The 14,506-nt window shown below is 30.7% G+C and carries 13 protein-coding genes; all 13 read left to right on the top strand.

The features are described from left to right. Positions 1-134 precede the first annotated feature (134 nt). Complete coding sequence (locus L872_RS0101135; RefSeq protein ID WP_051418409.1) at positions 135-1,289, top strand: SIS domain-containing protein; 1,155 nt, start codon at positions 135-137, stop codon at positions 1,287-1,289. Positions 1,290-1,665: 376 nt separating this feature from the next. Next, positions 1,666-3,639, top strand: a complete 1,974-nt coding sequence (locus L872_RS04480) for a PTS transporter subunit EIIC (RefSeq protein ID WP_169729889.1) — start codon at positions 1,666-1,668, stop codon at positions 3,637-3,639. 1 nt (position 3,640) lies between these two features. Continuing rightward, the gene (locus tag L872_RS0101125) at positions 3,641-4,198 is read left to right on the top strand and encodes a lipoprotein (RefSeq protein ID WP_027063058.1); all 558 of its coding nucleotides are present in this window, start codon (positions 3,641-3,643) and stop codon (positions 4,196-4,198) included. 249 nt (positions 4,199-4,447) lie between these two features. Further along, positions 4,448-5,860 carry a signal recognition particle-docking protein FtsY gene (gene ftsY / locus L872_RS0101120; RefSeq protein WP_027063057.1) on the top strand — a complete coding sequence of 471 codons (1,413 nt, stop codon included), beginning with the start codon at positions 4,448-4,450 and terminating at the stop codon, positions 5,858-5,860. 9 nt (positions 5,861-5,869) lie between these two features. After that, a complete protein-coding gene (gene ylxM, locus L872_RS0101115; RefSeq protein WP_027063056.1) occupies positions 5,870-6,205 on the top strand; it encodes a YlxM family DNA-binding protein in 336 nt (111 codons plus the stop codon). Further along, positions 6,193-6,960, top strand: a complete 768-nt coding sequence (locus L872_RS0101110; RefSeq protein WP_027063055.1) for a TIGR00282 family metallophosphoesterase — start codon at positions 6,193-6,195, stop codon at positions 6,958-6,960. The genes ylxM and L872_RS0101110 overlap by 13 nt, the downstream gene beginning before the upstream one ends. Positions 6,961-7,111: 151 nt before the next feature. Further along, positions 7,112-8,251: a methionine adenosyltransferase gene (gene metK, locus L872_RS0101105; protein ID WP_027063054.1), complete on the top strand. Its 1,140-nt coding sequence runs from the start codon at positions 7,112-7,114 to the stop codon at positions 8,249-8,251. 24 nt (positions 8,252-8,275) lie between these two features. Further along, positions 8,276-8,944, top strand: a complete 669-nt coding sequence (locus tag L872_RS0101100) for a copper homeostasis protein CutC (protein ID WP_027063053.1) — start codon at positions 8,276-8,278, stop codon at positions 8,942-8,944. A 71-nt stretch (positions 8,945-9,015) separates the two neighbouring features. Continuing rightward, complete coding sequence (gene trmFO / locus L872_RS0101095; protein WP_027063052.1) at positions 9,016-10,332, top strand: methylenetetrahydrofolate--tRNA-(uracil(54)-C(5))-methyltransferase (FADH(2)-oxidizing) TrmFO; 1,317 nt, start codon at positions 9,016-9,018, stop codon at positions 10,330-10,332. A gap of 21 nt (positions 10,333-10,353) precedes the next feature. Beyond that, positions 10,354-11,271: a type I phosphomannose isomerase catalytic subunit gene (locus tag L872_RS0101090; protein WP_027063051.1), complete on the top strand. Its 918-nt coding sequence runs from the start codon at positions 10,354-10,356 to the stop codon at positions 11,269-11,271. Positions 11,272-12,252: 981 nt separating this feature from the next. Further along, positions 12,253-12,498, top strand: a complete 246-nt coding sequence (locus tag L872_RS0101085) for a DUF3892 domain-containing protein (protein WP_027063050.1) — start codon at positions 12,253-12,255, stop codon at positions 12,496-12,498. 616 nt (positions 12,499-13,114) lie between these two features. Next, positions 13,115-14,098: a 3'-5' exoribonuclease YhaM family protein gene (locus L872_RS0101080; RefSeq protein WP_027063049.1), complete on the top strand. Its 984-nt coding sequence runs from the start codon at positions 13,115-13,117 to the stop codon at positions 14,096-14,098. Positions 14,099-14,246: 148 nt separating this feature from the next. After that, on the top strand, positions 14,247-14,506 hold a 260-nt coding region (locus L872_RS0101075), incomplete at its 3' end, for a lipoprotein (protein WP_211227353.1).

Below are 14,506 nucleotides of genomic sequence, written 5' to 3'. Positions count from 1 at the left end.
TACATTTTTTGTTTTATGTTTACTTTGGTAAAAAAGAATTACTTTAGTATGTATGGTTTTAATAAACATTTTTTAAAAGAAGTTTCCTTTTAAAATAAAAAAGCAGGAGGAAAAATATAAAGGAGAAATTAAAGATGTTATTAAACTTTGAAAAAACTTGATTAGAAGAAAATAATTCATTTAACACACTAAATGAAATTTGACAGCAACCTAGTGTTTGAAGGAAAGTGACAGAACTTGTCAAAAATAAAGAGGCGGAAATAAAAAAGTTTATTTCAAAAAATATAAATAAAAAAACCAAGATCATTTTGACGGGAGCAGGAACTAGTGAATTTGTTGGCAACTCAATATTTAATTATTTTATTAAACAAGGCTACAATATTGCGTCAATTGCCACGACTGATATTACAACTAACCCATTGGAATATTTTAATCCTGATGATGATATTGTCTTGGTCTCATTTGCAAGATCAGGAAATTCACCAGAATCAGTCATAGCTTATGAATTGGTGAATTCTTTAGGTAAGAACGTCAAAAATATTGTCATTATTTGTAATCCCGAGGGAGCGCTTAGATACAAAATTAAAAATAGCAAAACAGACTTACTATTTTTATTACCAGAAGAAGCAAATGATAAAGCATTTGCGATGACTTCTAGTTTTACAGGAATGATAGTTGCTTGTTATTTAATTTTAGATATTAATAACTTGATTCAAAATGCTATTCAAGTAGAAAAAATTGCTGACAGTGTTGATAAAAATATTACGACTCTTTACCCACAAATCAAAAAAATTGCTGAAATGAATCATAAGAGAATAATTTTTTTAGGCTCTGGAAGTTTAAAAGGTTATAGTCAAGAATCACATTTGAAAATCTTAGAGTTAACTGCGGGCAAAGTAGCAACATTTTATAATTCGCCTGTTGGATTTAGACATGGTCCCAAATCAATTCTAAATGACGAAAGCATTGTGATTATGCTAATGAGTAATAATGACTATTCCAGACAATATGATATTGATTTGTTAGAAGAATTGAATACCCAACAGCAAATTGATAGACTAGTCGTTCTAGATTATAAAAATGATGCCAACATTAATACTAAATGTGATGATTACATAAATTTTGAGTTTGATGAAGAACCATTATTAGGATTGAACTACATTATATTTGCCCAATTGTATGCTTTTTACAAATCGTTACAGTTAGGATTAACTCCTGATAATCCGTGGCCATCTGGCTTAGTAAATAGAGTTGTTCAAGGCGTAAAAACATATAAATATAACAAATAACAAAAGGAGTAAAGATACATTATGGAAACCAACGATATTTTATATATAGTGGGAATTGGCATATCATTTATTTTCTTCACTTTATCTATATGATATTTCATTTTGCGATACAAAAATAAACACTTAGATACTTTTAAAACTAAAGATACTCATTTAAGTAAAATCATCGTTAAGAATTTCTCAACTTGAGTAGCAGTATTTACATTATTTACGGCAATTGTGATTTTTATATTCTGTGTATCAATGCTTGCAGTATAAGCAATAAAAATTTATATAAAGGAAAGGATTTTTTATGCAATGACATTTGACTAAAAAGACAAAAAAAGCTGAGCAGTCGAATTTTTCTACTTTATCTGGATCTGGCTTTAAAAATAGTATGAAAAGAGCGATGGTTGGTTTGCAGAATTTGGGTAAATCGTTATTATTTCCAATAGCGGTGCTTCCATTTGCTGCCCTTTTAAACCGATTCGGTACATTAGCGATGGATTTAAATCCAGTAGTTGATGGAGTAAAAAATGCTGGTTGATGAGTTGGCTATATTTTACAAACACCAGGTAAATTAGTTTTTGATAATATTGCCCTATTATTCGCAATTGGAACAGCATTCGGTTTATCAAAAGATCAACGTGGAGAAGTTGCCTTAGTAGGAGCAGTATTATATATTGCGTTAACAGTATTTTTAATGGAAGGGGGACTAACTGATTTATTTTATAAACAAGTTAATCAACTAGTGATTTGAGTTCAGGACGCTGACGGAAACTGAATTCAAAATCCTAAATCAGGATTGTCTCAACTATTTTATGTTCCATCATTCGCTCAAATAGACATTCTTGGCGATGGAAATAAAACATTAGAAGTAGTCGGCGGAAAATATATTTTAAATATTGGAGTTTTAGGGGGAATTGTTTCTGGAGTATTTGCAGCAAAAATGTATAACAAATATTCAGAAATTAAAATTCCTTCAGCGTTATCATTTTTTGGTGGAAGAAGATTTGTTCCAATGGTAATTATGGTAATTTCTTTACCAATTGCCTTCGCATTTGCAATTATTTGACCTTGAATTCAATTTGCCTTAGTGAAATTTGGACAGCTGTTATCACTTAGTGATGCTTGAGCAGTTCCAGGTTCATTCTTATATGCGTTGATCAATAGATTTGCTCAACCATTTGGAGTACATCACATTTTAAACACTTTTTTATGATTCCAATTACCAATTGAGGGTAACCTTGTTACTTCTGTTGATGGAAAAGTGATTTTAGGAGAGGACATCTTTGGGTCATTAAAAGATATTTATGTAAATGGTGTCTTTACACCTGATGCAGTTTCAATCCTGAATAATATTACAAGCGATTGAGCAACAGCAGTTGTATTTGGAGATGATCAAGTAAAAAATATGGAGCTATTTAATCAATATTTCCAATATAAAGACAATTTATTAGCAGATTCCAATGGAACTATCTTATCTATGGGAAATGCCAGATATGCTGTTATGGGAGATATTAATGCCTTCCAAAAAGGACTAATCTCAGGTAATTTCCAAACAGGATTCTTCCCACTATATTGAGGGGGATTAACAGGTGCATCATTAGCAATGATTATGGCTGCCGATAAAGGAAAACGTAAAGACTTAATTACCTTTTTCTTAGGAATCGGGGTTGTAGCTTTATTAACAGGAATTGATGAACCAATCTTTTTCACATTTACATTTGTAGCCCCAATCTTATGAGTATTTAATGCAGTCTTTACAGCAATATTTGCTTCAATTGCCATTGCAATGCATATTCACGTAGGATTTGGATTTAGTGGAGGATTAATCGATTACATTATTTCCTTTGCTAATGGATGAGGAATGAGTAATTGAGAAGGAGTTGTAAATGGTGGTGTATATGGAGTGATGTCTAACCCACTATGATTATTAGTATTAGCAGCAATTATGTTTCCAACATACTACTTCTCATTCTACTTCACAATTAAAAAATTCGATTTGCAAACACCAGGTCGTGAACCTGAATACCCAGCGCAAACATCAACAGTTGTTTTAAAAGAGATTAAAGGTGAAGACAAATATGAGGTTATTGCTGATAATATTATTGCAATTGTAGGAGAAGAAAATATTCTAGCAATTGGAAATTGTTCAACTCGTTTACGTTTAAATGTAAGAAATAATAAAGTTGGTGCTGTTAGTGACTACCGAAAAGCAGGATGTAGTGGAGTTGTCAGAATTGGAGACAAGGGGTTACAAATTATTATTGGAACAGATGTTCAACACGTAGCTGATGCTGTTGAAAGAAAAGTCAATGTAATTAAAAACAATGAGAAACTCAAAGAAGTAGCCAAAGGAGGACAATAGCATGAAAAAACTATTAACAGTATTAGGAGCAGTTAGTTTAAGTGTTGCTACTGGAGTCACAGTAGTAGCATGTACTGAAACTCCTACTAAGTCTTCAAATGAAGTTCATATTATGGCAAAAGCTTTTAATGCCATTGTTCAAAAAGCATTAAAAGAAAATCCTGTTGATCCAGTTGCAGAAGGAGCGGCATATAACACTAGTGAAATTAAAAAAGTCATCGTTAGTGAGCTAAAATCATATGAACAAGAGTTTAAGGAAAAAGGGATTATCTTTGACGATGACAACAAAAACTCATATAAATCGACAACAGAGTTTTCAAAACTAACCGATCAAGAAAAAGAAAATCATCAAAACTATTTAGCAAGTGTAGGTTACAAGGAAAACAACATCATTGTTTTTGTAAACGAAATTACGATTACGGCTTCTTTAGATAATCCAACACAAATTAAAGTTTATTTGCCAAGAATGAATATTGTTAAATATGAAAAATATCTTGTACTAATTAATGATTCAAAAAAAATTACTCAAAGTGGGACTTTAATTGTTAAAGAGAAATAATAAATGATATTCTAGCAATTTAAATTATCTTTTGGTCTTAATTAACTAAAGAATTTAGGAAAGAAAGTTTTTCTTTCCTTTTTGTTTTTTTAAGCTTTATGGCTTTGCAACATTTTGGTTTAAAAAAAATAGTTATTTATATTAATCAACTTTCTAGCTTATTAAAGTTCTTTTTATTTGCCAAAATTGTCTGTCTTTAATCAGTAATAGATTTGGTATAATATAAAAAGTAGTAAAAGAGGGTATTTTATGGGATTTTGATCAAAACTAAAAGAAAAAGTTTCGAAAAAAGAGAATAATGTTAACGAAACAACAGAAGCACAAGAACAGCAATTAATTGCTGAATTTGAGCATAAGCATAATTTAGAACCTGAAGCATTAATTAAAGAACCACCATTGATGGAAGAATGCGAACCGCCAACCCCAGAATTTGGGACACCACCAAAAATTGTTGTTTGCCCTCCAAAACCTAATTCAAAAGAGCCTCAAGAAGTAGTTATTGAAGTAACCCCCACATATGACTCAATTATATTAGATACTGTGCCAACATATCATTTAGAAGATGAATCATCAGAACTGGTTTTACAAGTTGAGCATTCTAGTGATAAACCTGCCGAATTTGAAGAAACTCAGTTTAATGAGCCAACGTTTGAACCAAGCAAAAAAGCTATTAAAAAAGCTCAAAAGGATTTAAAACGCAAACAAAAAGAGGCAGCTAAAAAAGAGAAAGCTGAAAAAGCTATGCTAAAATCAGCATTGGATTTTTCAAAAGATATTAAAAAATTATCAAAGAAGTATAAAGAAGCTGATGACGAATTTTTTGAAGAATTAGAAGAAGTGCTTATTAAAACTGACATGGGAATGAAAATGGTTTTACAAATTTCTAAAGCAATGCAAAAACGTGTTAAAAAGACCACTGATTTTAATGAGATTAAAGAGTTACTAATTGAAGAACTTTATGAGGCATACTTAGATAAAGATAAAAAACCTTATCATTTAAATTTTGTTGAAGGACGTTTGAATATTTTTATGGTGGTTGGAGTTAATGGAACTGGGAAAACTACATCATTGTCAAAAATTGCCAATTTTTACGCGGAGCAAGGTTACAAAGTATTGATTGCTGCGGGAGATACCTTCAGAGCAGGAGCAGTTGAACAATTAGAAGAGTGAGTTAAAACTCGTTTAGATAATAAAGTTGACTTAATTAAAGGAAAAAAAGCTCATCAAGATCCTGCGAGTGTAATTTTTGATGCAATTGAGCAAGCTCAAGCAGGTGAATATGACTTATTATTAATTGATACAGCGGGACGTCTACAAAACAAAGTTAATTTAATGAAAGAACTTGAAAAAATGCACCAAATCGTTCATCGTTTTGACAAGTCAGCACCACACGAGTTATTATTAGTTATCGATGCAACTACTGGTCAAAATGGAGTTATTCAAGCTCAACAATTTGGAGAAGTTACTAAAGTTAGTGGAATTGTTTTAACTAAAATGGATGGAACCAGCAAAGGTGGAATTGCGTTAGCAATTAAAGATCAATTAAACATTCCTGTTAAATTAATGGGAATTGGAGAGCAAGTAGATGATATTATTGAGTTTGATTTGGAACAATATATCTATGGATTAGTCGCTGGATTTATGGAAGAAACCGAAGAATAGAGGGATATAATGACAAATGGACTAAACAATAAAGTCGAAGTATCAATGTTATTTCGTTTGTATAAAAATTTACTAACGCCAAAACAAGTCGAGTATTTTGAATTGTATAATGAAGAAGATTTGTCGCTCCAAGAAATTGCTTCAGAATTAAATGTTTCTCGAGCAGCTGTCCATGATTCAATCACTAAAACAACAAAACTTTTGTATGAGTTTGAAGAGAAACTAAAATTGCAGCAACAAGCTGATATCATTCAAGAAATTGTTAAATCTGCTAAGCAATCTAATAATGAAGAAGTTAAACAAATTATTGAGAAATTGGAGAAAATTTTAGAATGAATATACTAATGATAGGTGATATTTACGCCAGAGCTGGAAGAGATTGTTTTGAATCAAACATTGCTAAAATTGTTGCTGACCACAAAATCAATTTTGTGGTCGTAAATGGGGAAAATACTTCTCATGGAAAATCGTTATTAAAAGAGCATTATCACTTTTATAAAAATTTAGGAGTTGATGTGATTACAAGTGGAAATCATATTTTTAAACACAAACAAGTTTTAGAATATATTGATGAAACTCCGGATTTATTAAAACCACTTAATATGAGTGCCTATACTCCAGGAAATGGATATGTTATTGTTGAAAAAAATAACAAAAAAATTTGTGTTTTAAATTTGATGGGGACAACATTTATGGATAAGGCTAATAGCACTTATGAAGTGATGGATCAGTTCTTAGAATTAAACTTAGAATATGATATTTTGTTAGTTGATTTTCATGCTGAAGCAAGTGCTGAAAAACTGGCATTTGCTTGAAATTATGATGGAATTATTACAGCTTTTGTAGGAACTCATACTCATGTTCAAACTGCTGATGAACGAATTCTTCCTAAAGGGACAGCATATATTACTGATTTAGGAATGACAGGGCCAATTAATTCAATTATTGGAGCAGAACCTGAACCAGTTATTTGAAAAGAAAAAACAGGTTTGCCAACGCGTTTTGAGCCTGCTAAAGGGCCAAGTAGTTTAACTGGGGTTGTTATAAATATTGATCAGACCACTAACAAAGCGGTTACAATTACAAGAATCAAATACTAAAAGTTAGTTAGCTAACTTTTATTTTTTTTCTAAACCTTAATGCTAAGATAATCAGCTAATTAAACTTATTTATATAGTTAGTTATTTTAGGTTAAGGTATAATAATAAAGTATGAAAATACGCATTAACGTAAAAGGAAAAATATAGAAATATGAGAAATTTATTTACAAGTGAAAGTGTGTCTGAGGGACACCCTGATAAAATTTGCGATCAAATATCAGATGCAATTTTAGATGAAGTTTTAAAACAAGATCCAAATGCAAAAGTGGCATGTGAGACTTTTGCAACGACTAATTACTTATTAATTGGGGGGCAAATATCAACAACTGCAGTTGTCGATTATGAAACTATTGCTCGTGATATTTTACGAAAAATTGGTTACAACAATGATGATTATGGAATCAATGCAGAAACATGTAAAATTGAGCTAAGAATCGAAGAGCAATCACATGATATTGCTTTAGGAATTGATCAAACAGAACAATTAATTGGTGCTGGAGATCAAGGAATTATGTTTGGATATGCAACAAATGAGTCAAAAACTTTTTTACCATTGGCAATTACAATTGCTCATGAGTTAGTTTATACAGCTTCAAAGTTGCGTAAGCAAAAAACTTTTAAATGAGCTCGACCTGATATGAAATCACAAGTAACAATAGACTATACTGATTTAGAAAATCCTAAAATTGATACAATATTAATGTCAATCCAACATGATGCTGATTTTAATGAAAAAGAATTTAAAGCTTACATTAAAACAAATATCATGGATAAAGTAGCATTAGAATTTGGATTGAATACAGATTTTAAGGTTTTAATTAACCCAACAGGAAGATTTGTTATTGGAGGACCTCAAGGCGATACTGGGTTAACTGGACGTAAAATTATTGTTGATACTTATGGAGGTTATGCTCGACATGGTGGAGGAGCATTTTCTGGAAAAGATTCAACAAAAGTTGATCGTTCAGCCGCGTATATGGCACGTTATGCAGCAAAAAATTTAGTTGCTGCAGGATTAGCAGATAAATTAGAAATTCAAGTAAGTTATGCAATTGGAGTTGCTGAACCTGTTTCAATTTTTGTTGAAACATTTGGAACTGAAAAAGTTGCCAAAGCAGTAATTTTGAAGGCACTTGAAGAAAACTTTGATTTTTCAGTTTATAACTTAATCAAAGAATTAGATTTAAGAAAGCCTGTTTTCTTAAAAACATCAACTTATGGACATTTTGGTAAGGCTGATTTTAGTTGAGAAAAACTAGATAAAGTTGAAGAGTTACAAAAATATCTATAATATACTATGAAAGGGGACAGAAATATGAAATTAGAAGTGATAGCTGCGAGTATTGAAGATATCGAAATTATTAATCAATCATCAGCAGATAGAATTGAGTTTTGCAAGAATTTGGAGGTAGGAGGATTAACTCCATCATATACTGACATTGAAATTGCCGGAAACATTTCGAAATTACCAGTGAATATTATGTTACGCCCAACAGCAAGAGACTTCTTTTATACTGAAGAAGAATTTCAAACAATGCTGCAAGATCTAGAATTTATCGTAACAACAAAAGTTGCCGGAGTGGTTGTAGGAATTATTACTCCTGAAGGTGAAATTAATGTTGAACGAATGAAACAAATTACTGCTAAGCGCGGTAATAAAACAATTACTTTCCATAAGGCATTTGATAACCTAAAAGACTTTAAAAAATCGTTAGATATTTTACAAGAATTAGGAATTGAAACTGTCTTGACATCAGCTGGAGATGACCTTAATAAAAATCTAGAAATTTTGAAAGAGTTAAAAGATTATAATAAGGTTACTGTTTTAGTAGGTGGTGGAGTTAACCTTACAAATATTGAAAAAGTTGTTGAGGTTGCTAATGAAGTTCATGTTGGAACTGCAGTTAGAGAAAAAAGCTCATGAACCTCACCAGTTTCAGTTGAGAAAATTAATGAAATGAAAACATTTTTAGCAGATAATTAATTAGAATAAATTTAGAATTTTTAAAGGCACTTTAGGTGCTTTTTTATATACAATAATCAAAAGAGGTAATTATGGAAAAAATTGTTAAAATTGTTGGAGCCGGACTTGCAGGAACTGAAGCTGCTTATCAACTGGCTAAGCGCGGAGTCAAGGTTAAATTATATGAGTCAAAATTTCTTAATCCCAATCCCGTTCAAAAAACTGATCAGTTAGCTGAGCTAGTATGCTCAAATACTTTACGCAGTCGTTCAAAAACTAATGCAGTCGGAATTCTGAAATCCGAATTAGAAGCATTTGATTCGTTAATAATCAAGGCGGCATATGCTAATCAAATTCCGGGTGATGATGCTTTAGCAGTTGATCGTTTAGGATTTTCACAATACATTACTCAAGCAATCGCAGCTGAACCAAACATTGAATTAATTTCTGAAGATGTTTTAACAATTGACGATGAAAATGAACTTACAATTATTGCTTCGGGACCATTAACTACTGATAATTTAAAAGCAGAAATTCAACGTTTAATTGGTAATCAAAAACTTTACTTTATGGATGCTTCAGCTCCAATTGTAGAAAAAGCTTCAATTGACTTTTCCCAGGTTTATTTAAATTCACGTCACAAAACAGGTGATGGCGAGTATATTTGCATTCCTTTAAATGAAGAGCAATTTAATGACTTTCATCAGTTATTAATAACTGGAGAGGTTGTTAAACCAAAAGACTTTGAAAAAGAAGTTTTCTTTCGTGGTTGTCAACCAATTGAACAAATGGCTAAACAAGGTAAAAAGGTGCTATTAAATGGACCAATGTCACCTAATAACTTAGCAATGCCAAATGGAGAAGTGCCGTATGCTGTTGTTCAACTTCGTCAAGATAATGCAATTGATACGTTATATAACTTTGTAGGATTTCAAACTAATTTAAAATGACCAGAGCAAAAGCGCATTTTGAAAACTCTTCCGGGAATGGCAAACTTGGAAATTGTTCGCTTTGGAGTTATGCATAAAAACTATTATATTAATTCTCCAAAAATCTTAAATCATAGGCTACAAGTAATGCGTAAGAAAAACGTTTTCTTTGCTGGTCAAATCACGGGAGTTGAAGGATATGTTGAATCAACAGCATTAGGGGTTGTAGCGGCTTTGGGAGTCTTAAGTGTGTTAAATAACAAGAAACTTCCAAAAATGCCAAATACGACCGTTATTGGGGCATTAACCAACTATGTAACAAATGAGAAACTTAAGAAATTTAATCCAATGAAGGCAAATATGGGAATTGTTGATCGTAGTGGTAATGATCATAGTGAATTGTATTCATATAATCAGTCAGTTAAAGATTTGACAGCTTATCTTGAGCAAATAAGAGATATAATAAAGCCAGTGAACTAATATAGACAAAGGGTGAAAAATATGCAAATTGTTAAGTTAAAACCATATTATTCAGAAAAAATTTGAGGTTCTTCAAAGTTGAAAGAACTGGGATTTCCAATTCCGGAAAATAAAAAAATTGGTGAAGCTTGAGTTATTTCTGCTCATAATAATGGAATGAGTTATTTAACAGCAGGAACATTTAAAGATCAACCTTTAAAAACGGTTTTTGAAAATAATCGAAATTTATTTGGCAATTATCAAGGAGAATATCCTTTACTAGCCAAAATTATCACAGCAGCTGATTATTTATCAGTTCAAGTGCATCCTAATGATGAATATGCAATGGCTAAACATCATCAGTTAGGAAAACCTGAAAGCTGATATATTTTAGATTGTCCAGAAAATGCCAAACTTATTTATGGTCATAACGCCCAATCAAAAGCGGAATTAGAGGCATTGATTGCTAATGGGAATTGACAGCAACTACTAAAAGAACAACCTATCAAACCGGGAGATTTTTTATTTGTTGATACTGGTAAAGTACATGCAATTACTCCCGGAGTAACAGTCTATGAGTTACAACGCTCAAGTGATATTACTTATCGCTTATATGACTATGATCGCTTAGATGAACAAAAGCAACCACGAAGATTAGATTTAATTGATTCAATTAATTGCACAAGTGTTCCAGACACTTCAGACTTAGTTATTAAAAATGCTGAAAAAAAAGTTTTTTCATCATCTGTATTTTCAATTTATCTTTTAAAAGCTAAAGCTGAAAAACAGTTTATTGTTGATGAATCAACCGGATGATTGCAATTCACAATAATTAGGGGACAAGGAACTATCAATAATCAAAAGTTTACGGCTGGAGAATCTGCGATCTCACTGGGCGAGCTAGAACCAATTGAGGTTACTGGTGATTTAGAAGTAATCATTTCATGAATAAAAAAATAGAGTTGAAACTTGTAGGAAAATAATCGTATAAGAAAGTTTTTTCTTTTGCAAACAATTTAAAAGATAAACTTTTAGATAAAATAAAACTTATATTGTTCAAAAATTTTTCCAAATTATTTAGGAATTTTTTTAAATAAAAATAAGACATTCTTTTGACAGAATGTCTTTAAAATTCATAAAGGTTTGATAGTCAATACCTTACGTTTTACTTATACCAATACATAATTATAATAACACTAGTTTTACTTTTTTTGAACTTTTTTTGAATTTTTTTTGAATTTTTTTGAACACTTCATTATGCTATAATTTTTATGTGGAGTAGAAATACTTCACACTGTATTCTAGGTGCAAAACATAAAGTCAATGCTTTACGTTTTACTTAATACCAATACATTTTTATTTAAAACGGAAAGCGTCTGCCTTTAGATTAAAAAATAAGGGAGGCTTTCATGAGAAAAATAATACATAAATATTTTAGCATGAGTGACTCTTCAATATATCTACGGAGGGTCATGAATAAATATACATTTATCTTGGTATTGGTATTCTTAATAATAGTAGTAGCCTAATTCATTAAGGCAAAGAGCAATCCTAGATGAGCAATTATTATTAATTGTATCTACTAAGATACAAATATGAAGAAGTGGTTCTATGAACCACTTTTTTATTAAGCAGATTATAAATAACAATTTTAGTAATTTTTTGGCAATGCCGCTATTAAAAACAGAAACCCAGCACTAAGATGTATATTTTTATAATTATTGCCAATGAACACTATAAGTGTTATTTAATGTTATAATTATATTAGATAATTTATTATATTTTTTACTTTATGTTTTCATGAATAAATTTTATAAGTATCTTATCTCGCTTGCTGCTGAGTGTTAGTTACGCATGTAATAAAATATTGTTTTTAGTGATTAAGTGCAAGCCACGAATGTTTAAAGCAATTAGCAGATGGAAAGGAGAAAATCTATTACTATGAACAAAATTAATGCAAATAAAAAAATGTTCAAAGTTGAAAAAGAAACTTCAACAGGGACAGACCTAATTTGAAAAAATAAAGATGGCGAAACTTTGACACGAAGTCAAGCAATGAGAACAAGTAAAGCTGACTTGAGTAAATTAGGACTTGAAAAAGTGACTGGTTCTAAAAACCAAGCCAGCTATATAAGATCAAAGGCAGATTCTACTAAGAAAAATAATTTGGATTATACTAAAAAATAGCTGATAGTTTGCAGCACAATAAAAATAAAAATAGAAACGCTTAAAATAGTTACACTGCGAATCAAAAACAAACACATACAAAATAAAATAAAAAAGGAGGTAACAAATTAAACATGATGTGAATTTAGTTTTTAAAAGATTATGCCTCAGTAAACACTTAAATTAGCGATGTTTATTCGATACGTTCGATAAACTTGTCTATTGAAAAATAAGAAAGGAAAAAAAGATGAGTGATTATTACAATATATGCGATCATTGTGAAGACTCAAGTTGTAGTGCGTGTGATGAAAAATCATACGGTTGTATAGCAAGCTGTGGTTGCGGCTGTGGAGGACTGCAATAATAAAAGAATAAAAAAATATATAATGAATCTGTATTTTGTGAACTTTCTCAAAATACAGTTTTTTTTTAAGCCAAACAACATACTCTTAATAGATATTAAAAGCTAATAAAGGGTATCCCAATAGTAACTTTCTGAAGTACTAAAAACTCTTAAAAATCGAAACTCTTTTGTTAAAATATCACTAGTATTTAAATTTAATTTATAATAAACCAAAAGGTTTATTTTTTTATTGTTAATTTAAATGTAAAATTATATTTAAAGGAAGTGCAAGAAATGTTAAAACTTAAAGATATTTCAGCTGAATTAAATTCAGTTGAGCTTTTAGCAAGAGTTGAACGAGTAATTATTTCAACTGGAAGCAATGGAAGTAATTATATGATTGTTCATTTAGCGGATTCAACTGGTAGAGTTGAAGCCCGTAAGTGAATTGTAACTGACCAAGATCGTGAGATTATTAAACCAAATACTTATATTTATTTTAGAGACATTGTTCCTAACGAGTTTCGAGGAATTTTGCAGTTAAAAATTAATGATTACGAAATTTGAGATGAAGAAAAAGTCACACAAAAAGGTTTTAAAAATGCTGATTTTTTTGTAGTAGCGCCAGTTAATATTGAAAAACAATATGCTAACCTAATGGAACTATTAGAACAAGTTTCAAATCCAACGTTTAAAGCTTTGACAATCGGATTAATCAAAAAATATGAAAAAGAGTTTTTAGTTTATCCCGCAGCAATGTCAATCCATCATAATGTTACTGGGGGTTTATTTTGACATAGTTATACCCTAGTTAAAAATTGTTTGGCAATTAAAGAAAATTACTTATATGCTGATATTGATTGAGACTTATTGATTTGTGGAGCTATTCTTCATGACATAGGAAAAATTATTGAATTGAATGATCAAACTGCAAGTGACTATAGTTTAGAAGGAAAATTATTAGGACATATTAGCATTGGAAATGCTGAACTATATAAATTAGCTGAAGAACTGGACCTTGCAAAAGATGAATTAGGAAATCAAAATCCTGATTTAACATTATTACAACATATGATCTTAGCAAGTCATGGTAAGAAAGAATATGGTTCTCCAACAGAACCAAATATTATCGAAGCGGTAATTTTATCAACCTTTGATAACTTAGACGCAAGAATCTTTAAAATTAATGAAGAACTTGGTAAAGTTGAGCATAATGCATGATCTGGAAGAATTCCTAGTGAAGAAGGAAAAATGTATTTAAAACATTTTAAAAAGTAAAAAGCGTTGGTGATTGAGTGTTTTTAAAAAAAGGTGGAAACCCGAATTTTGGGTTTCCACCTTTTTTTTTTTTTTTTTTGTTCGCAAGATAATATTTTTGTATCATTTTGATTGTAATAGTAAAAAGTAAAAAAGAAAGTGAGAGATTATGAAAAAGTTATTAACAATTTTGGGAGCAATGACACTGACTGCATCAGCTAGTGTCAGTGCTATCAGTTGTACTACAGGTAAAGATGGAATTAACGGTAAGTCAGCTTATGATTTGGCTATAGACAAGGGTTTTAAGGGTTCAATATATGATTGACTAAAATCCTTAAAAGGTGCTGATGGTAAATCAGCGTATGATTTAGCAGTTGAAGGTGGATATCAAGGAACATTAGGACAATGAATTGATTCACTTAAAGGTGA

Source organism: Mesoplasma seiffertii ATCC 49495 (assembly GCF_000518725.1).
Lineage (GTDB): Bacteria > Bacillota_I > Bacilli_A > Mycoplasmatales > Mycoplasmataceae > Tullyiplasma > Tullyiplasma seiffertii.
The sequence above is the reverse complement of the archived record's forward strand: the minus strand, read 5'-3'. Positions and strand labels throughout refer to the sequence as shown.